The 18,432-nt window shown below is 71.9% G+C and carries 18 protein-coding genes; 7 read left to right on the top strand and 11 right to left on the bottom strand.

What is annotated here, in order from left to right; genetic code table 11:
• Positions 1–2,028 (bottom strand): DNA translocase FtsK (locus ASF18_RS24530; protein ID WP_280138921.1); only part of this gene is annotated, 2,028 nt, incomplete at its 3' end.
• Between the two features lie 282 nt (positions 2,029–2,310).
• Between ASF18_RS24530 and ASF18_RS04860 the strand changes: the two genes are divergently transcribed.
• The 3 genes from ASF18_RS04860 to ASF18_RS04850 all read left to right on the top strand — a co-directional run bounded on the left by ASF18_RS04860 (position 2,311) and on the right by ASF18_RS04850 (position 5,235).
• A complete protein-coding gene (locus ASF18_RS04860) occupies positions 2,311–4,392 on the top strand; it encodes an NAD(+) synthase (RefSeq protein ID WP_056349874.1) in 2,082 nt (693 codons plus the stop codon).
• A gap of 66 nt (positions 4,393–4,458) precedes the next feature.
• On the top strand, positions 4,459–4,686 hold the full coding sequence (locus ASF18_RS04855) for a hypothetical protein (RefSeq protein ID WP_056214039.1): 228 nt from the start codon (positions 4,459–4,461) through the stop codon (positions 4,684–4,686).
• A 135-nt stretch (positions 4,687–4,821) separates the two neighbouring features.
• Positions 4,822–5,235: a PilZ domain-containing protein gene (locus tag ASF18_RS04850; RefSeq protein ID WP_056214043.1), complete on the top strand. Its 414-nt coding sequence runs from the start codon at positions 4,822–4,824 to the stop codon at positions 5,233–5,235.
• A 1-nt stretch (position 5,236) separates the two neighbouring features.
• Here the strand turns inward: ASF18_RS04850 and ASF18_RS04845 are convergent, their stop codons facing one another.
• Complete coding sequence (locus tag ASF18_RS04845) at positions 5,237–5,674, bottom strand: HIT family protein (protein ID WP_056214046.1); 438 nt, start codon at positions 5,672–5,674, stop codon at positions 5,237–5,239.
• A 340-nt stretch (positions 5,675–6,014) separates the two neighbouring features.
• On the opposite strand from ASF18_RS04845, the gene ASF18_RS04840 reads away from it, so the two are divergent.
• Together ASF18_RS04840 and ASF18_RS04835 are read left to right on the top strand one after the other, a co-directional pair.
• On the top strand, positions 6,015–6,761 hold the full coding sequence (locus ASF18_RS04840; RefSeq protein WP_056349872.1) for a glutaredoxin: 747 nt from the start codon (positions 6,015–6,017) through the stop codon (positions 6,759–6,761).
• Between the two features lie 249 nt (positions 6,762–7,010).
• Positions 7,011–7,994 (top strand): cation diffusion facilitator family transporter, encoded by a 984-nt coding sequence (locus ASF18_RS04835; protein ID WP_056214052.1) that lies wholly within the window; start codon positions 7,011–7,013, stop codon positions 7,992–7,994.
• A gap of 74 nt (positions 7,995–8,068) precedes the next feature.
• On the opposite strand, the gene ASF18_RS04830 is transcribed toward ASF18_RS04835, so the two are convergent.
• The 3 genes from ASF18_RS04830 to ASF18_RS04820 all read right to left on the bottom strand — a co-directional run bounded on the left by ASF18_RS04830 (position 8,069) and on the right by ASF18_RS04820 (position 10,665).
• Entirely contained in the window at positions 8,069–9,040 is a 972-nt protein-coding gene (locus tag ASF18_RS04830; protein WP_156649644.1) for a hypothetical protein, read from the bottom strand.
• A 36-nt stretch (positions 9,041–9,076) separates the two neighbouring features.
• Positions 9,077–10,120, bottom strand: a complete 1,044-nt coding sequence (locus tag ASF18_RS04825; RefSeq protein ID WP_056349870.1) for a hypothetical protein — start codon at positions 10,118–10,120, stop codon at positions 9,077–9,079.
• Positions 10,121–10,437: 317 nt separating this feature from the next.
• Entirely contained in the window at positions 10,438–10,665 is a 228-nt protein-coding gene (locus tag ASF18_RS04820) for a hypothetical protein (protein ID WP_056214060.1), read from the bottom strand.
• Between the two features lie 349 nt (positions 10,666–11,014).
• Between ASF18_RS04820 and ASF18_RS24525 the strand changes: the two genes are divergently transcribed.
• Entirely contained in the window at positions 11,015–11,515 is a 501-nt protein-coding gene (locus ASF18_RS24525) for a hypothetical protein (protein ID WP_244472578.1), read from the top strand.
• A gap of 37 nt (positions 11,516–11,552) precedes the next feature.
• Here the strand turns inward: ASF18_RS24525 and ASF18_RS04810 are convergent, their stop codons facing one another.
• The 6 genes from ASF18_RS04810 to ASF18_RS04785 all read right to left on the bottom strand — a co-directional run bounded on the left by ASF18_RS04810 (position 11,553) and on the right by ASF18_RS04785 (position 17,055).
• The gene (locus tag ASF18_RS04810; protein ID WP_056349868.1) at positions 11,553–12,245 is read right to left on the bottom strand and encodes a sigma-70 family RNA polymerase sigma factor; all 693 of its coding nucleotides are present in this window, start codon (positions 12,243–12,245) and stop codon (positions 11,553–11,555) included.
• 380 nt (positions 12,246–12,625) lie between these two features.
• Positions 12,626–13,126, bottom strand: coding sequence for a glutathione peroxidase (locus tag ASF18_RS04805; protein WP_056214253.1), 501 nt, complete (start codon positions 13,124–13,126; stop codon positions 12,626–12,628).
• A gap of 86 nt (positions 13,127–13,212) precedes the next feature.
• The gene (locus tag ASF18_RS04800) at positions 13,213–14,373 is read right to left on the bottom strand and encodes a M20 aminoacylase family protein (protein WP_056277748.1); all 1,161 of its coding nucleotides are present in this window, start codon (positions 14,371–14,373) and stop codon (positions 13,213–13,215) included.
• A 61-nt stretch (positions 14,374–14,434) separates the two neighbouring features.
• Positions 14,435–15,739 carry a GNAT family N-acetyltransferase gene (locus ASF18_RS04795; RefSeq protein ID WP_156649642.1) on the bottom strand — a complete coding sequence of 435 codons (1,305 nt, stop codon included), beginning with the start codon at positions 15,737–15,739 and terminating at the stop codon, positions 14,435–14,437.
• Between the two features lie 81 nt (positions 15,740–15,820).
• On the bottom strand, positions 15,821–16,585 hold the full coding sequence (locus tag ASF18_RS04790; RefSeq protein ID WP_056349866.1) for a glycerophosphodiester phosphodiesterase family protein: 765 nt from the start codon (positions 16,583–16,585) through the stop codon (positions 15,821–15,823).
• Positions 16,582–17,055, bottom strand: coding sequence for a RidA family protein (locus ASF18_RS04785; RefSeq protein WP_056214073.1), 474 nt, complete (start codon positions 17,053–17,055; stop codon positions 16,582–16,584). The genes ASF18_RS04790 and ASF18_RS04785 overlap by 4 nt, the downstream gene beginning before the upstream one ends.
• Before the next feature lie 284 nt (positions 17,056–17,339).
• Between ASF18_RS04785 and ASF18_RS04780 the strand changes: the two genes are divergently transcribed.
• The coding region (locus tag ASF18_RS04780) for an aspartate aminotransferase family protein (RefSeq protein ID WP_244472577.1) at positions 17,340–18,432 on the top strand (1,093 nt) is incomplete at its 3' end.

Here is an 18,432-nt window from a genome sequence, read left to right as displayed (position 1 = left end):
CAGCTCGTAGAGGGTGACGACGGGTCCGGGACGCACGGCCAGGATGTCGCCGCGCACGCCGAAATCCTGCACCGTCTGCTGGAGGTTGAGGGCGTTCTGCTCCAGCACGTCGGCATCGACCTCCTCCGTCTCGTTCAGGGGCGGCTCGGCCAGGAGGTCGAGGGCGGGGTGCTCGTAGTCGGCGTTCTCCACGAAGGACATCGGCACGTGCCGGCCGGCCGGGATGAGGAGCGGGCGCTCGGGCAGGATCGCGCGCGGCATGTGGACGGCCGGGACCTCCGGCGCCGCGACGGCCTCCGCCGCGGGGGCGGGCGCCTCGGCCTCGACCGGGACGGACCCCTCGACCGCGTCGGTCGACGCGACCAAATCGGTCGACGCGACGGGCGTCGGAGCCTCGATCTCGGGCTCGGGGGCGGACAGGCCCTTGGGATTGCGCAGCAGCACCGGGCGCGCCGGGATCGGGGTCGGCACGAAGGCGGGCTCGGCCGCCCGGGGCGCCGCCGCGACAAGGGCAGGGACGACGGGGGCAGGGACGACGGGGGCAGGGACGACAGGCGCCGGCTCGAAGGGCGCGACCGGCACGAACGGCATCGCCCCCGGCAGGGCAGGGGAGGGGGCCGGAAGCGGAGCCGCGACCATCGGGGCGGCCACCAGGGCCGCAGCGCCGACGGGGGCGGCCGGACGGCCGGCGCGGATCGCCGCGCGGGCCGCCATGGCGTGGAGCGGGGTGGGACGGACCGGCGCGGCCCCCGGAACCGCGTTGTCCTGGCCTTCGACCGGGCGCGGCGGGCCGAAGGGCTCGAACCGCACGAGGTGTTCCAGGCGGTAGCCCGCCCGGGCCGGCGCCGTCTCGGCGGTCGCGTCGGCCGGGGCGGAGGCCGCGGGCTCGACCCGTGCCGCAGCGCCGTCGAAGGCCCCGCGCTCGGAGACGGGGCTTTCGGCGGTGGCGATCTCGGAGGGGACGATCTCGGAGGCGGCGATCTCGGACGCCGGCAGCGGGGCGGGCTCGGCCTGGATCGCCGACCAGGCGTCGAGGGCGGCGCCGTCGCGGCCGTCGAACCAGGCCTGGACCTCGGACCAGTCCGGCACGTCCGACCAGTCGCGATCGTCGGGGATCACGGCCGTCTCGACGGGCGCGGTGTCTGCGAGGGCGGTCTCGGCGAGAGACGTTTCGGCGAGAGAGGTTTCGACAGGGACGGCCTCGACCGGCGCGGGCTCCGGCGCGAGCGCGGCGGGAGCCTCCGGGTCGGGACGGACCTGGCGCCGGTCGGGGCTGCGGAAGAAGCGCACGCCGGGGGGGGCGACGAAGGGCTGGCGCCACAGGGGCTCGGGCACCTGGGCGGCCAGGGCCTCGGCCTCCGCCTGCGCCGCGCGGGCGGCCTGCTCCCGCGCCTCGGCCTCGAGCCGGAGCGCGTCCTGCTCGGCCTGGAGGCGCAGGGCCTCCGCCTCGGCCTCCGCATGGGCCTGGGCGCGGGCGGCGCGCTCGGCGTCCAGCGCCCGCTGGCGGCGCTCGTGCAGGACGGGATCGGGGGTGCGGGTGTAGCGCACGGCCGGTCCGGCCGGGGCCGCCGCGGCAGGGGCCGGGGCCTCGCCGGCCTCGGGCATGATCGCGGCCGGGCGGCGCGGGGTCCGGATCAGGACGCGGGGCGCGGGCGTGTCGGCCTCCATCTGGCCGTCGTCGAACCCGACCGCGGGGGCGGCGCGGCGCGGGATCATGTCGAGGGTGGCGCGGTCGTCGAAGACCTGGGCCGGCCAGGCCTGGATCGCCGGGGCGGGCCGGAAGGCGAGGCCGACCTCGTTGCGGCCGACCAGGGCCTGCGGGCTCGTCATCCAGCTCGGGGTCGGGCGGGTGGCCGCCACCGTGTAGTCCGGCCGCTGCGGCGGGCCGGCGAGGCGGCGGGAGAGGGTCGCCCGCAGGTTCATCAACCGGTGCGCCAGGGCGCCGATCGACAGGCCGAGGCGGTCGCCGCCGCGAACGGGGCGCGAAGGATCACGATGGGAGTAGGGGAGCCGTCCCGATGCGCGCATGATTGGCCGGATGTACTCAAAACGGGTCCGCCGCCGGGAGCGGCGCGGTTCAGCGCTGAGTTAGGGGCATCGTCGTTAACAGACGCTTGATTTGACCGCGCGACCGAGGCCCGATCGCCTGAACCGGGACCACCGAACCGCGCCCGTCGAACCCGGAGCCCCCTCGCCCGGCCCCTCGCCGGGCCCCTTGCTGGGCCCCTTGGCACGCCGCCGAACCCTTGCGCTGGAGGCGGATGGCGGCAGGGGTTAAGGTGCGGCGCGATCAGTCCGGAGCCCCGCCCCTTGCCCAGTCCCTCGGCGACCACGTCCGCCCCGGCCGATCCCGGCTTCCGCTCCCTCTACCGGCACGGCTTCGCCCGGGTCGCCGCCTGCACCACCCGCAGCCACCCGGCCGACCCGGCCCGCAACGCTGAAGGCATCCTCGCCCTCGCCCGCTCGTGCGATGAGGCCGGGGTCGCCGTGGCGGTGTTCCCGGAGCTCTGCGTCTCGGCCTACGCCATCGAGGACCTGTTCCTGCAGGTCACGGTGCTCGAGGCGGTGGAGGCGGCGGTGGCGCGCCTCGTGGCGGATTCGACCGCGCTCCAGCCCGTCCTCGTCGTCGGCGCGCCCCTGCGCTGGGGCCACCGGCTCTACAACTGCGCCCTGGCCATCCACCGCGGCCGGCTCCTCGGGGTGATCCCGAAGAGCTTCCTGCCGACCTACCGGGAGTTCTACGAGAAGCGCCACTTCGCCTCCGGCGCCGGGATCGCGGGCGAGAGCATCCGGGTCGCCGGCCTGGAGGCGCCCTTCGGCACCGACCTGCTGTTCGCCGCCGCGGACGTGCCCAACCTGGTGCTCGGCGTCGAGGTCTGCGAGGACCTCTGGGTGCCCGCCTCCCCCGGCATCGACGCGGCCTTGGCCGGCGCCACCGTGCTCGCCAACCTGTCGGGCAGCCCGATCACGGTGGGCCGGGCGGACTCCCGCGCGCTGCTGACGCGGGCCGCCTCGATGCGCTGCCTCTGCGCCTACGTCTACGCCGCCGCCGGCACCGGCGAATCCACCACCGACCTCTCCTGGGACGGGCAGACCAGCATCGACGAGAACGGGGAGCGCCTCGCCGAAGGGCCGCGCTTCGCGTCCGAGCCCGTGATGACCCTGGCCGACATCGATCTCGGCCGCCTCGCCCAAGAGCGGCTCCAGATGGGCAGCTTCGACGATTCGGGCCGTGCCGCGCCCCGCGGGCCGACCTATCGCCGGGTGGCCTTCCGGCTCGATCCGCCGGCCGACGACCTCGGCCTGCGGCGCACGGTCGAGCGCTTCCCCTTCGTGCCCGCCGATCCGGCCCGCCTCGCCCAGGATTGCTACGAGGCCTACAACATCCAGGTGGCGGGCCTCGCCCAGCGCCTGGAGGCGACGGGGACGAAGAAGGTCGTCATCGGCGTCTCGGGCGGCCTCGATTCGACCCACGCCCTCATCGTCGCGGCCAAGGCCATGGATCGGCTCGGCCTCCCGCGAACAAACATCCTGGCCTACACCCTGCCGGGCTTCGCTACCTCGGAGGGCACCAAGGCCAACGCCCACGCCCTGATGCGGGCGCTCGGCACCACCGCCCGCGAGATCGACATCCGCGAGGCCGCCACCGTGATGCTCACCGGGATGGACCACCCGTTCGGACGCGGCGAGCCGGTCTACGACGTCACCTTCGAGAACGTGCAGGCGGGCCTGCGCACCGACTACCTGTTTCGCCTCGCCAACCAGAACGGCGCCCTCGTGATCGGCACCGGCGACCTGTCGGAACTGGCGCTCGGCTGGTGCACCTACGGCGTCGGCGACCAGATGAGCCATTACGGCGTCAATGCCGGGGTGCCCAAGACCCTGATCCAGCACCTGATCCGCTGGGTCATCGCCTCGGGCCAGGTCGGGCCGGAGGTCGGCGTCACCCTGCGGGCGATCCTCGCCACCGAGATCTCGCCCGAGCTGGTCCCGGTGGACGCGGGCGCGACGCCGCAGAGCACGCAAGGGGTGATCGGCCCCTACGCGCTGCAGGATTTCAACCTGTTCTACACTCTGCGCTACGGCTTCCCGCCGGCGAAGATCGCCTTCCTGGCGCTGCACGCCTGGGGCGACGCGGGCACCGGGTCCTGGCCGCCGGACTTCCCGGACTCCGAGCGCGGCGCCTACGACCTGGGAGAGATCCGGCGCTGGCTCGCGGTCTTCCTGCAGCGCTTCTTCGGCTTCAGCCAGTTCAAGCGCTCCGCCCTGCCCAACGGACCCAAGGTCTCGGCCGGGGGCTCCCTGTCGCCGCGCGGCGACTGGCGCGCGCCCTCCGATGGAAGCGCCCGGCCCTGGCTCGAAGACCTCGCCCGTAACGTTCCGGAGACCTGATCGACACAGTGCTGTCCGATTGCCCGCTTAGGGCGTAGCTTGGGTGGGCGAATCGGAGATTGACCGATGCAGAATTACAACGTTTTCTGCCTCAGGAGCATCGAGGGCCTGTGCTGCGCCGTGCCGGAGAGCCGCGCCGTGCCGCCCTTCCTCGGGAACGGCCGCTGGGCCTTCGGCGGCAAGCTCGCGGCGGTGGGCGACGCCCCGGCCGATTTCGACGACCGCGCGGCCGAGACCGCCGTGCGCTTCAACGGCTTCTACCTGTTCCAGACCATGGACAGCCGCTTCCACTGACCCGAAGGGAGAACGCGGCATCCGGTCCGCCGCCGCGCGCGCGCATCGCGGCGATCATTCCTTAAGGGGCGCCGTGCCAGGGTGCCCCGCATGGGACGCGGAGTCGGAGACCGCCCCAGGGTGGAGCAGCACGGCATGTCGGAGCATCGCAGGGAGTCGCGTCTGAGGACCTTCCTCAAGGGCCGGATCATCTTCAACAAGGGTGCCTCGACCATGGACTGCCTGGTCCGGGACCTGTCCGCCTCCGGCGCCCGGCTCGCCCTGACCGAGACCTCGACGCTGCCCGAGAGCTTCGACCTCTACATTCCGCAGAAGGACCGGACCTACCGCGCCACCCTGTGCTGGCGCCGGGCGGACGGCATCGGCATCACCTTCGTGGACGAGGCCGCGCCGGCGCCCGTGCCCGTGTCCGTGCCCGCCGCGGCTCCGCCCCCGGCGGACGAGGCCGCCGCGATGCTCGCCCTGGTGCGCCGGATCAGCGAACTCGAGGCCGAGAACGCCGCCCTGCGCCGGCTCCTCGCCAGCCCGCCGGTGAGCGGCGCCGCCTGACTCAGCCGGCCGCGAGGGCCGCCCGGATGCGGGCGGCGTGCTCCGCCAGGACCGCCCGGTCCGCCATGCCGCCCGTGTGGCGCTGAAGCGGCACGCCCTCGAAGCGCGGCACGATGTGGACGTGAAGGTGGAACACCGTCTGCCCGCCCGCCGGCTCGTTGTACTGGAACACCGTGAGCCCCTCGGCCGCGAAGGCCGCCTTCACCGCCCGGGCGACGCGCTGCACCGTCCGCGCCAGGGCCGCGAGGGCCTCCGGGTCGGCGTCGAGGAGGCCCCGCGCCGGGGCCTTGGGAATCACCAGGGTGTGGCCGTCCCCCTGAGGCATCACGTCCATGAACGCGAGGGTGTCGGCATCCTCGTAGACCCGCTCGGCGGGAATCTCCCCGCGCAGGATCTTCGCGAAGACGTTGTCGGGATCATAGGCGGGCGTGACGGTCATGCGGCCGGCTCCGGTGAAGGTTCGACGGGGTCGGCGCGCACGATGCACAGGCCGACCAACCCCGTCCACCTCATCCCGGCTTCCTTCGTCCCAGACCTGGGCGGTCGCGCCCCGATCTCGCCGCACGGACGTCGCGTCGGACGCCTGCCGAAGGGCCGCCCCTTTGCAACCCAGGATCTTTCTTGCGGCTCCACTGCAACGAATCGTTCTTGCCCCCCTTGACCTTCCCACCATGGGAAGCCCCATCTACGCACCGGCCGCCGGTGCATCCCGCCGCGCGGCCGACCCGGCGGAGTTTCGAACCGCCTCCCGGGCCGGGTCACCCGTCGAGGAGCCCCAGATGTCGAGTCCCGCCCGGACGGCCACCCTGTTCCGCATGGTGATGCCGGAGCACACCTGCCCCTACGGCCTGAAGGCCAAGGACCTGCTCGAGCGCGAGGGCTTCGCGGTCGAGGACCGCTGGCTGACGACGCGGGAGGAGATCGACCGCTTCAAGGCTGAGCACGACGTGAAGACCACGCCGCAGACCTTCATCGCCGGCCAGCGCGTCGGCGGTTACGACGACCTGCGCCGGCATCTCGGCCGGTCCGTTCCGGACCCCCAGGCTACGACCTACACGCCCGTGATCGCGGTCTTTGCCATGACCGCGCTGATGGCGTCGGCCGCCAGCCACGCGGCCTTCGGCTCCCCCTTCACCGTGCGGGCGGCGGAATGGTTCATCGCCCTCAGCATGTGCGTGCTGGCGATCCTGAAGCTGCAGGACATCGAGCGCTTCTCGTCGATGTTCCTGGGCTACGACCTCCTGGCCAAGCGCTGGGTGCGCTACGCCTACGCCTATCCGTTCTGCGAGGCGCTGGCCGGGCTCCTGATGCTGGCCGGGGCCCTGTCCTGGCTCTCGATCCCGGTGGCGCTGTTCATCGGCACGGTGGGGGCGGTCTCGGTGTTCAAGGCGGTCTACATCGACAAGCGCGAACTGAAATGCGCCTGCGTCGGCGGATCGAGCAACGTGCCGCTCGGCTTCGTCTCGCTGACCGAGAACCTGATGATGGTCGGGATGGCCCTCTGGATGCTGGTGATGGCGGCCTGATCCACCGGCCCCCCGATCCCTCGGTGGGGTGCGCCGTCGGCGGCTTGCCCCAGGAGGGGCCCGGCGCGCGGAGTCGGGCCAGGGATCATTCCGCGCGGAACCGTCGGGGACGGAGAACCTTCCGAGGCTCCCGTGCGTTGGATGCGCTTCGCCCCAGCGGCAACGCTTGTCCGAACGCCGCGCCCTGCCGGCGGGTCGGGCCCGCGTCGCCGCAGGTCCGACCGATCCCCCCGAGAGCATCGCCATCGCATGGCCCACGAGAGCACCAGCGCCATCTACACCGCGGCCGGGGCCAACCTCGCCATCGCGGCGGCCAAGTTCGTCGGCGCCTTCCTCACCGGCAGCTCGGCGATGCTGGCCGAGGGCGTCCACTCTGTGGTCGACACCACCAACCAGATCCTGCTCCTCATCGGCCTGAAGCGGTCGCAGCGTCCGGCCACGGCGAAGCACCCGTTCGGCTACGGCCGCGAGGTGTACTTCTACGCCTTCATCGTCGCGCTGTTCATCTTCCTCGGCGGCGGCGCCTTCGCGGTCTACGAGGGCATCCACAAGCTCCAGCACCCCGAGCCCTCGGTGGACGCCGTGGTCTGGGGCTACCCCGTCTCGGGCTTCTGGGTGAACGTGGCGATCCTGGGCTTCTCGGTGATGGCCGAGGGCTATTCCTGCTTCGTGGCCCTGAAGGCGTTCTGGGCGGAGAAGGGCCAGCGGCCGCCGCTCGCCGCCATCCGCCGGAGCAAGGACCCGGCCCTGTTCACCGTGCTGGCCGAGGACGTCGCCGCCCTGATGGGCCTCGTGGTGGCGCTGGCCGGCGTGATCCTGGCCCGGGTCCTCGACATGCCAGCCCTCGACGGCTGGTCCTCCATCGGCATCGGCCTGATCCTGATCGGGATGGCGGCCTTCCTGATGATCGAGACCCACGGCCTCCTCATCGGCGAGGCCGCCGACCCGGAGCTCGTGGCGGCGATCCGCGCCGTGGTGCGCGACGAGCCGGGCGTCCACCACGTCAACACCGTGCTGACCCAGCATCTCGGCCCGTCCGACGTCCTCGTGAACGTCAGCCTCGACATGGACGACGCCCTCAGCGCCGGTGCGATCGAGGCCATGGTCTCCCGGGTCGAGGCCCGGCTCAAGGCGCGCAGCCCCGACGTGACGCGGGTGTTCATCGAGGTCCAGGCCCGGGCGACCCCGGCCCCGGACGCCCTCGGCGCCGCCCCGGCCTCGGCCAACGCCTGACGGGGGACGTCAGCGGCCTTCTCGGCCGCGCCCGGTGATGGACCGGCGCCTTCGGGCCCGGAGCCGTGGCGCGCCTACGGCTCGACCGCGTAGGTGTCCGCCGTCACCTGGCGCAGAAACCGCTCCGCGATCTGGCCGATCAGGATGTCCGGCTTCACGCGGGCGAAATAGGCCCAATCCACCGCCGGCGACCAGATGAAGTGCACCTCCCGGAAGGTCTCGGCCAACATGACGACTAGGCTCGCGGCGGGAAAGTCCGCATAGGAATCGCCGACCAGCATCAACGTCCGGGGATCCGCGCGCGCACTGGAATTGCGATAGACGTGATGGATTCCCCGGTGCGAGGCGGTCTGCCGCGACTCGTACAGCAACGCCTTCGCGTTCGCGTAAACCCGCGTGGCCTCCGATTGCAGGCTGTAGAAGGTCCGATCTTCCGAGATCGCGGGCTCGAACTTCGATCCGAGATCACCGGCGGACCGCTCCTGGCGGCGCTCCCTGAGGTGGAAGTCGTCGACCGCCCTCGCCCGACAGGCCCGGCAGATCTGCCGATAGGCGATCTCGCAGCCCGCCAGCGTCCAATGCGTATCCGTCCTCTGATACAGATCGCCGTCCGAGCGATGCGCGCGCAGGTGCGGAGACAGCTCGATATAGGATCGGCGCAGGATCGGATGGAACAGCAGCCCCCGGTGCAGGCGGTTGCAGAGAGACGATCGCGGATCGATCGACAGATCTCCGAGCTTATTATCGTAGATGTAGATCTTTTCCGGCGCGATCATCGTGAAATACTCGCACCCTGCTTTTTTACAGGCACGATAGCGACGCGCGAAGACATCCCGCCAAGCTTGAAGCTGGATGTCGATGTGGGGATTTTTTCGGGTCTGGGCGAGGACCCTGTTGGTTCCGCCGACGAGAAAGAGCCATCCGTCGACACCGCGATGAACATCGTCCTCGGACATGGCTCGGGTCGGGCTTTCAGAACGTCGCGGGCACAGGATGGGTGGGAAACCGGACGGCCGGGAGGCCCGCGGACCGCCCTCGACCGGCACGCCGCGCCCGGCGTCGAACGGCGACCCCGGCGTCGATCATTGCCAGCTCTTTCCGACGGCATGCCGAACGGCATCGGAAATCACCGTGTCGAACGCGACCATGTCCCGCGCGGCGTCGACCGATCTCAACAGGGCCGCGAGCGAGAGGACGTCCTCCGAAGGCTTCGGATGCGACATCGCGACGGGAGCGACCCCCAGGCGGTCGAAGAGCGCGGTATAATATTCGCTCGTGTAGTCGCTGTGCCCCACGACCTTGATCCGCGAGATGATCTCCATGGCGACGATGGAGTTGCCGGGCGCGAACGGGTCGCTCGGCGAGCGGGTTCCGAATTGCCGGCAGAGCGGGTTGTAGAGGAAGCGGTAGCACGGCTCGGGCAGCATCCGCAGGAAGCGCTTGATGTTTCGGCTGTTCGACAGATCGTACTCCGCCGCGAAGCGGACGGATTCCAGCATCCCGCCCAGGCGCCAGTTCTGCGCGGGGTCGTCCGTGATCGCCTTCTTCGACTGAAGCCACCGCATGCGGGCGGCCATTTCCTCGAAGGGGTCCTGGATGAGGACGCCGCTCACGCAATGGTCGTCCTGGAAGAACACCTCGTAGCGGGGAAAGATCACGGCCCCCGTGATGAGCGACGACGTCAGCCAGGGGCCCTGCATGATGCTCTGCACGACCTCTTCCGAAAGCCGGTCGACGTTGAAGTAGCTATACTGGAAGAGATCGAACAGGTTCTGTTCGACGAAGGTATTCTTCTGAACGGTCGCGGTGATGCTGATCAGCTTGGCCGGCAGGAAAACCTTCTCCCGAATGGACCGGTAGATCAGGATGTTCGTATCGGCATCGAAGATCTCGATCCGGTTCGCGGAAGCGAGCTCCGGCAATTCCTTCTCGGTGATCATGTAGACGCATTGACCGGTCGAGTGCCAGCCATTCGCGCGGATATTGTCGTCGGTGATCCAGGCCGACAGTTCCGCGGTCCGGCGCCCGTCGACGGAGACGAAAACCCTGCTGATCGCACGCGGATTGTCGGGCGCCAGCCAGAAGTGAATCCCTCCACTCACATCCTTGTTGACGAAAAATCTCATCGTTGGGTCCTAAGGAACACCCGCTCGGATCGCCCGGCCGGCAGGCCTGACACATGCCTGTACCAAGGAAGACACCGCGACCTTCCGAACCCTTCGCAGCGGACCGTCGCGCCGAGCCGGATGCCTGGGCAGGCCCGTCCGATCGATCAAGGGGCCCGGGCCCCGGGTCCCGCGGCCAGCACGGACGATCGACCGGACCCGTCGCCGGACGGCCACCCCGACCCGCCTCGGCATCGGGGCCGCGTTCTCGCATACCCGGAATTCTTTCGTCCAGCGCCATCGGGTCTCACGGACCATCCGGGCGGCGGGCGCCCCGCTCAGGCGAGCTCGAGTTCGAGGGCGACGTCGGTCAGGTAATAGGCGATGCGGCGGCGCGCCTCCGGGTCCGTGCAGGCGACGCTGAAGCCGACGGTGAGGGTCTGGCCCGCGTAGCGACGCAGGACGGATTCCGCCATCAGGGCCGCCTCCCGCTCGGCCATCGCGGTCAGGACGCGGCGCCCGTCGCGGGTCTCCAGGGTCACGCGGTAGGTCTGGGCGTTCATCATGGATCAGTCCCTGCGAACGGGAACGGTGACATCGACCGGATCCGCGCAACGGCCCGAGCAACGGCGGAGACGGCAAGACCGATCCACGCAGATCGATCACCGCAGACCGATCCACGGCGATGCAGACGGTGATGCAAGGTTCGAACCTCCGGCCGCGCCCCCCGGTTCGCGGACTCTCGACCATGTGAACTCGGGGCGCGGCGCTCCGCGCCGAGACGGACGGGCCGGGGCCGCCCGGGCGGGCGAAGGCGGCCGGAACCGTCGCCGAGACCCCGGCATTACGCTTTTCCGCGCCGCTCCCGGCCTGCGGGGCAGGGCCCGGGCCGTGCGGGCGAACGGAGGTGAGCGCATGACGATGTCCCGATGGACGGCGTCCGGATTCGTGGCTTCGGCCCTGGTGGTGGCCTGCCTTTCGGCACCCGCCCGCGCACAGGCCGACGCAGGCTCCGGGGCGTCGCCCCCCACCAAGCCGCCCGTCCCCACCAAGACGCTGCTGCACGGCAATTACTGCGGGCCGGGCAACAACGCCCCGCTCGCACCCATCGACGCCCTCGACGCGGCCTGCGCCCGGCACGATGCCTGCACGCCGGATGAGGGCCTGCCCGCGCGGGCGTGCAACCTGCGCCTCCAGGCGGAGGCCGAGGGCGTCGCCCAGGATTCCCGGCAGCCCGCCCCGTTGCGGGCGCTGGCCGGCGTGGTCGCCTCGGGGGCCGCGATGATGCCCTTCGACCCGGCCCGGCCCACCCTCGCCCCCGCCCGGGTCCAGCCCGAGGGGCGCGCGCCCCTCGTGCGGGAGCCCTACCGGTTGGGAGACGATGACGGCGAGGCCGACGAGGCGGCCCCCGAGTAAGGGGCGCCGCCCGCGCCGGTGCCCCCGCAATGCCGGTTCAGGACGCCGCCTCGCGCGCCTCCATCCCGAGGGACCCGACGAGGAAGGCTCGGGCCCGGCTGACGCGGCTCTTCATGGTCCCGACCTGGCAGCCGATCAGCGCGGCGGCGGCCTCGTAGGTCATCCCCTGCGCCGCCACGAGCACCAGCGCCTCCCGCTGGGCGGGCGGCAGCTTGCCGAGATGCTGCCAGACCCGGCGCAGATCGCTGCTCGCCTCCTGCGCGGCCGGCGCCACGACCTTCGCGGCGAAGGCACCGTCCGCATCCTCGACCTCGCGCTTGCGCTTGCGGCACTCGGTGTAGAACTGGTTGCGCAGGATGGTGCAGAGCCAGGCCTTCAGGTTGCTGCCGGGCTCGAAGCGGTGCCGGTTGGCCCAGGCCTTCAGCAGCGTCTCCTGCACAAGGTCGTCGGCCGCATTCGGCGCGACGGCGAGCGACAGCGCGAAGGCGCGCAGGCCGGGCAGGGCGTCGAGCAGCGCGGCGCGGAAGTCCGCGGCCGCGGGCGGGTGGACCTCCAGCCGGACGATCAGGTCGAGCAGGGCCGTCGGCGGCGCCTCGGCGAGAACCGCGGCGTAGAAGGCCTTCAGCTCGGATCCGAGATGCAGTCGCACCGCCTCGGGCATGGCCCGGCCCGGAGCCGCAGCGCCCGCCTCGCCGTTCGCCGATGCCGATCGACCCGTGCCTGCAGCCATGCCGTGTCCCCACCTCTCCGAATCGCACCGCAGCCGGGACGATCCGGCAAGTCCGTCGGGAGCTTCTGGCATGACAAGGCTGAACGCCGGCTAACGAATTCTTTACCGGATCGTTGCGGGCGCGGGCCGGACGGGCCGGCATCGGGGCCCGGAGAGCCGCCGGTCGGCCGGTCGGACCGGCGCGACCCCTGTCGGGTCAAGCGGTTCCGGCGCCTGTGGGATTTGGCCAGGACTTTCCTAACCCTGGCCGCCGATCGCGCCCATCCGGCTGGGGATCGTGGCGGCGGGGCCGGCGCGTTCCGGCCGGCGGGACGGCGCGGGGCCCGACGCGGCCGGTCCGATCGCCCCGTCGCGCGCCCTCCGCCGGGGCGGGTCGCCTCTCAGGAGGCGGGCGCGGGCTCCGCCAGGGCGGCCGCGATGGCGGCCTCCAGGGCCTCCGGCTTCGTGGAGGGCGCGTAGCGGGCGATCACCCGACCGTCGCGCCCGACGAGGAACTTGGTGAAGTTCCACTTGATGGCGCGGCTGCCGAGGAGGCCGGGCTTCGCCTGCGTCAGATGCGCGAAGACCGGGTCGGCCGCGGGGCCGTTCACCGCGACCTTGGCGAGGACCGGGAAGCTGACGTCGTAGGTCAGGCTGCAGAAGCGGGCGATCTCGGCCGCATCCCCCGGCTCCTGGGCGCCGAACTGGTTGCAGGGAAAGCCCAGCACCACGAGGCCGTCCGCCCGGTGCTTCTGCGCCAGGGCCTCCAGCCCGGCATATTGCGGCGTGAACCCGCATTTCGAGGCGGTGTTGACGATCAGGATCACCTGCCCCCGGTGCTGGGCCAGGGGGTAGGGCGACCCGTCGGCCGCCCTCGGACTCAGGTCGTGCAATTCGTTCATGGACATCGACCGTGCGGCGTGCGGGAGGCGGGCGCCTTTCCTAAGGCCCCGCCACCCCGATCCGCAATGCCCCGTGACCGCCCGTGTCAGGCGGCGGTGCGCCGCTCGACGAGGCGGGCGAGGAAGGCCGAGCCGAGGGGAATGATGCTGTCGTCGAAGTCGAAGCTCGCATTGTGCAGGCCGGGACCGGGATTCGAGCCGATCCACGCATAGGCGCCGGGCACCCGCGCGACCATGTCGGCGAAGTCCTCGCTGCCCATGCGCGGCTTCGACTGGTCGTCGACGCCCTCGGGGCCGAACAGCTCGCGGGCGATGTCGGCGGCGGCGGCCGCGTGCTCCGGGCTGTTCATCAGCACCGAGAACACGTCGCGGATGTCGACGTCGATCGTCGCCCCGTAGGCGGTCGCGAGGCCCGCGGCGATGGCCCGGATGCGGGTGGTGACGAGGGTGCGCAGGTCCGCGTCGAAGGTCCGCACCGTACCGGTGATGTGGGCGCCCTCCGGGATGACGTTGTAGGCGGCGCCCGCGTGGAACTGCGTCACCGACAGGACCGCGCTCTTGAGCGGGTCGGCGTTGCGCGAGACGATCGACTGCAGGGCCTGGACCAGGGTGGCGCCCACCACGATGGGGTCGATGCCCTGCTGCGGCTGGGCCGCGTGGGCGCCGCGCCCGGTGATGCGGATGTCGAAGAAGTCCGCCGCCGCCATGGCCGGGCCGGGGCGCAGCTTGATCTTGCCGTGCGGGCCGTTGGGCTGGTTGTGGATCGCGTAGATCTCGTCGCAGGGGAATTTCTCGAACAGGCCGTCGGCGATCATCGCGCGGGCGCCGCCCTGGCCTTCCTCGGCCGGCTGGAACACGAACAGGGCGGTGCCGTCGAAATCCCGGGTCTCGGCGAGGTAGCGCGCGGCGCCCAGCAGCATCGTGGTGTGGCCGTCATGGCCGCAGGCGTGCATCTTGCCCGGCACCGTCGAGCGGTAGGGCAGGTTGGTCTCCTCCTCGATCGGCAGGGCGTCCATGTCGGCGCGCAGGCCGACCCGCCGGCCGGAGCCGGTGCGGCCCTCCAGCACGCCCACCACTCCGGTGCCGCCGATGCCGCGATGGACGGTCACGCCGTAGCGCGCCAGCTCGGCGGCGACGATGCCGGAGGTGCGGACCTCCTCGAAGCCGAGCTCGGGATGGGCGTGGAAGTCGCGGCGGAGGGCCACGAGGTCGTCGGCGAAGGTCTTGATGCGGTCGATGGGGCTCACGGATCGTCCTTGGGCTCTCGCGCCTCTGGGGGGCGGGCTGTGCTGGGTCGGAGGGGCGTCCTCAACCGGAAGGATTCGCCTCCGGCTCGGCCCCAGGCAAGTCGGATGCCGGTTCTTCGGACGCTTCCGGCAAGGCTTCGCGCCGGAAGGGCGTCAGCGTGTCCAGGACTTCGGCGGCTTCCAGCACGTGTTCGCGCTCGCGCTTCAGGTAATCGGCCACCGCCCGGCGCAGGGCCGGGTCGGCGATGTCGTGGGCCGAGTGCATGAGGACCGGGCGGTAGCCGCGGGCGAGCTTGTGCTCACCCTGCGCGCCCGCCTCGACGCGCTTCAAGCCCTGGGCGATGGCGAAGTCGATGGCCTGATAGTAGCAGACCTCGAAATGCAGGAACGGGTGGTCCTCGACGCAGCCCCAGTTGCGGCCGTAGAGGGCCACATCCCCGATGAGGTTGATGGCGCCGGCGACGTAGCGCCCCGCGCGCTTGGCCATCACCAGCAGCACCCGCTCGGGCATGCGCTCGCCGAGGAGCCCGAAGAACCTGCGGTTCAGGTAGGGCCGGCCCCACTTGCGCGCGCCGGTATCGGCGTAGAATTCGTAGAACGCGTCCCAGTGGGCTGGGGTCAGGTCGGCGCCGGTGACGTGCTCGATGGTGAGGCCGGGCGCCAGGGCGTCGCGGCGCTCGCGCCGGATCGCCTTGCGCTTGCGCGACGCCAGCGCCCCGAGGAAATCCGCGAAGGTCCCGTACCCGGCATTCTCCCAGTGGAACTGCTGGTCGACGCGCTGGAGGAAGCCCAGCGCCCCGGCCTGGTCCCACTCGCGCGCCTGCATGAAGGTGACGTGGATCGAGGAGGCCTTGGTCTCGGCCCGCAGGGCGCGCAGGCCCGCCACGATCGCGGAGGCCGCCTCGTTCACGTCCTGCCCCGGCGCGATGAGGAAGCGCGGGCCGGTGACGGGGGTGAAGGGCACGCTGACCTGGAGCTTCGGGTAGTAGCTGCCGCCCGCCCGCTCGTAGGCGTCGGCCCAGCCGTGGTCGAAGACGTACTCGCCCTGGCTGTGGGATTTCAGGTAGCAGGGCGCCACCCCGACGAGGCGGCCCTCGCGCTCCACCGCCACGTGGAGGGGGAGCCAGCCGGTCTTGCGCGAGACGCAGCCCGAATCCTCCAGCGACGACAGGAAGGCGTGCGAGAGGAAGGGATTGTGGGTCTCGTCGCCGCCCGAGAGGGTCTCGGCCGAGGTGGCGCAGGCATCCCACTCGGCCGCCGCGATCCCAGCCAGGCCCGGCACCGCGCGCACCTGCAGTTCCGTCACGGTCTCGGCCGGGGCGCCGGGGCCTTCGCCGGAACGCTGTGTTTCGCCGGGAATGTCCATCGCGGGGCAATCTAGTCCCCGGAGCCCGGCGGGCCAAGGGCGGCGCGGGGCCGCGCGCCGTCGCAGGGGGCGAGCGGCGCCCTACGGGCAGAACCCCTCGAACACCATCTGGTCGGCGTGGATCGCGGCGTGCCGGCGCTGGTCCGGATTGCGCACGGTCCAGGTCATCACCGGGCGTTGCCCCAGGAGCCGGCACAGGACGGTGGGCGCGCAGGGCAGGTCGTCCACCCGCCAGGACAGGAAGTCCGGCCGGGTCTCGTCGAAATGCAGCAGGCCCGGGAGGGCGCGCCGCAGGCTCGGGGGCAGGGTGGCGTAGGCCGGGTCGTCCTGGCGCGTCTCGGCGACGATGCCGCGCGGGAGCCCGGGCGCGAGCGTCCGCAGGGCGGTGACGATCTGCGGATCGAAGGATTTCAGCGCCACGGGGCCGTCATAGGCGGTCGCGAGGGCGGCCACGCGCTCGGCGAGCCGCAGGTCGCCGGTGTAGCGCGACTTCACCTCGATCACGAGGGGCGTGCGCCCGCCGATCCGGGCCAGGAAGGCCGGCAGGGTCGGGATGCGCTCGGCGCTGCCCGCCACCGTCAGGGCGCCGAGATCCGCGGCGGAGCGCGCGCCCACCGCCTCCCCGGCCGCGGTCAGGCGGCCCAGGGTCTCGTCGTGGAACACCATCGCCTCGCCGTCGGCGCTGAGCTGGACGTCGCACTCGATGGCGTAGCCGCCCCGGATCGCCGCCTCGGCGGCCGCGAGGGTGTTCTCGGGCACGCCGCCCGCCCGGTCGTGCAGGCCGCGATGGGCGATGGGCCGGGCGGTGAGCCAGTCGGGGGCGTTGGGGGCCGTCGGCGGGCTCATTTGACCTCGAACATCGCCTCGACCTCGACGGCCGCGTCGAGGGGCAGCTCGGCGACGCCGACGGTGGAGCGGGCGTGGCGGCCGCGGTCGCCCAGGATCTCCACCATGAGGTCGGAGGCACCGTTCATGATGCCGGCGAGTCCCGCGAAGGTCGGCACCGCGTTGATGAAGCCGCCGAGGCGGATGCACTGCACGACGCCGCGGTCGAGGTCGCCCACCGCCGCCTGGAGCTGGGCCAGCACGTTGAGGGCGCAGAGCCGGGCGGCGGCGATGCCGTCCTCGGCCGAGACCTCGGCCCCGAGCTTGCCCGTGTGGGCGCCGGCGATTCGGCCGTCGGCCCCGAAGCAGATCTGCCCGGAGATCACCACGAGGTTGCCGCTGCGCACGAAGGGCACGTAGTTCGCGACGGGGGCCGCGGCCTTGGGCAGGGTCAGGCCGAGGGCCTCCAGGCGTTCCGTGACGGTGCTCATGCTGCGTCGTTCCTCTGCTGGGCGGCCGCGGGTCGTCCGGCCGGCGTGACGCGGCTCTGAGCACTTCCAGGCGCAGGGTGCAAGGCATGACCCGAGGCGGGCCGCACAGCGCGCGCGCAACAGCCTAATGGGCAGGCATGTCAGGGCTGTGAACCCGGTCTGTCGTTGACAGAATTGGCCATTTCTCTAGTAATCGCGCGCGTGCCGCCCCATCCGAGGCGGCACTTTCATTTGGTGCGGTCGCGTGTCTCGCGTGCCCGCGAGACACACGGGAAGACGGGATCGTGACATCCGCCCTTCTGCCGACCTATGCCCGGGCTCCCATCGCCTTCGAACGCGGCGAGGGCGCATGGCTCGAGGCGCGCAGCGGCGAGCGATACCTCGATTTCGGCGCCGGCATCGCGGTGAACGCCCTGGGCCACGCCCATCCGCACCTCGTCCAGGCCCTGACCGCGCAGGCGCAGAAGCTCTGGCACACCTCGAACCTGTTCGAGATCCCGGAGGGCGAGCGGCTGGGCCGGCGCCTCGTGGACGCCACCTTCGCGGACGTGGCCTTCTTCGCCAATTCGGGGGCGGAAGCCAACGAGGCCGCCATCAAGATGGCGCGCAAGTACCACGCCGCCGACGGCCACCCGGAGCGCTTCCGGATCCTCACCGTCGAGGGCGCCTTCCACGGCCGGACCCTGGCCACCATCGCGGCCGGCGGTCAGCAGAAGTACATCGAGGGCTTCGGTCCGAAGGTCGACGGCTTCGACCAGGTGCCCTTCGGCGACCACGAGGCCCTGCGGGCCGCCATCGGCCCGGAGACGGCCGCGATCCTGATCGAGCCGATCCAGGGGGAGGGCGGCGTGCGCCCGGTGCCGCCGCAATGCCTGCGCGGCCTGCGCGAACTCTGCGACGCGCACGGCATCCTGCTCATCATGGACGAGGTCCAGACCGGGGTCGGGCGCACGGGCAAGCTGTTCGCGCACGAGTGGGCGGGGGCGGCCCCCGACATCATGAGCGCGGCCAAGGGCATCGGCGGCGGCTTCCCCCTCGGCGTCTGCCTCGCCACGGCGAACGCCGCACGCGGCATGACGGCGGGCAGCCACGGCACCACCTTCGGCGGCAACCCGCTGGCCATGGCGGTGGGCAACGCCGTCCTCGACGTGGTGCTGGCGGACGGCTTCCTCGACCATGTCCAGCGCATGGGCCTGATCCTGAAGCAGCGCCTCGCCGCCCTGCAGGACCGGCACCCGGCCGTCATCGCGGACATCCGCGGCGAGGGCCTGATGCTCGGCCTCAAGCTCCACGTGCCGAACACCGAATTCGCCGCCGCCGCCCGCGACGCGCACCTGCTGGTGATCCCGGCGGGCGACAACGTGGTGCGCCTGCTGC

Origin of the sequence: Methylobacterium sp. Leaf89, from assembly GCF_001422215.1 — a bacterium.
Lineage (GTDB): Bacteria > Pseudomonadota > Alphaproteobacteria > Rhizobiales > Beijerinckiaceae > Methylobacterium.
This window is presented reverse-complemented; position numbering and strand designations above follow the sequence as displayed.

What these genes read in the sequence shown, in the direction of transcription:
- ASF18_RS04795 (WP_156649642.1), bottom strand. Translation starts at nt 15,739, where the DNA reads ATGGACATTCCCGGCGAAACACAGCGTTCCGGCGAAGGCCCCGGCGCC.
- ASF18_RS04820 (WP_056214060.1), bottom strand. Translation starts at nt 10,665, where the DNA reads ATGATGAACGCCCAGACCTACCGCGTGACCCTGGAGACCCGCGACGGG.
- ASF18_RS24525 (WP_244472578.1), top strand. Translation starts at nt 11,015, where the DNA reads ATGACGATGTCCCGATGGACGGCGTCCGGATTCGTGGCTTCGGCCCTG.
- ASF18_RS04845 (WP_056214046.1), bottom strand. Translation starts at nt 5,674, where the DNA reads ATGACCGTCACGCCCGCCTATGATCCCGACAACGTCTTCGCGAAGATC.
- ASF18_RS04835 (WP_056214052.1), top strand. Translation starts at nt 7,011, where the DNA reads ATGGCCCACGAGAGCACCAGCGCCATCTACACCGCGGCCGGGGCCAAC.
- ASF18_RS04825 (WP_056349870.1), bottom strand. Translation starts at nt 10,120, where the DNA reads ATGAGATTTTTCGTCAACAAGGATGTGAGTGGAGGGATTCACTTCTGG.
- ASF18_RS04805 (WP_056214253.1), bottom strand. Translation starts at nt 13,126, where the DNA reads ATGAACGAATTGCACGACCTGAGTCCGAGGGCGGCCGACGGGTCGCCC.
- ASF18_RS04785 (WP_056214073.1), bottom strand. Translation starts at nt 17,055, where the DNA reads ATGAGCACCGTCACGGAACGCCTGGAGGCCCTCGGCCTGACCCTGCCC.
- ASF18_RS04790 (WP_056349866.1), bottom strand. Translation starts at nt 16,585, where the DNA reads ATGAGCCCGCCGACGGCCCCCAACGCCCCCGACTGGCTCACCGCCCGG.
- ASF18_RS04810 (WP_056349868.1), bottom strand. Translation starts at nt 12,245, where the DNA reads ATGGCTGCAGGCACGGGTCGATCGGCATCGGCGAACGGCGAGGCGGGC.
- ASF18_RS04855 (WP_056214039.1), top strand. Translation starts at nt 4,459, where the DNA reads ATGCAGAATTACAACGTTTTCTGCCTCAGGAGCATCGAGGGCCTGTGC.
- ASF18_RS04850 (WP_056214043.1), top strand. Translation starts at nt 4,822, where the DNA reads ATGTCGGAGCATCGCAGGGAGTCGCGTCTGAGGACCTTCCTCAAGGGC.
- ASF18_RS04840 (WP_056349872.1), top strand. Translation starts at nt 6,015, where the DNA reads ATGTCGAGTCCCGCCCGGACGGCCACCCTGTTCCGCATGGTGATGCCG.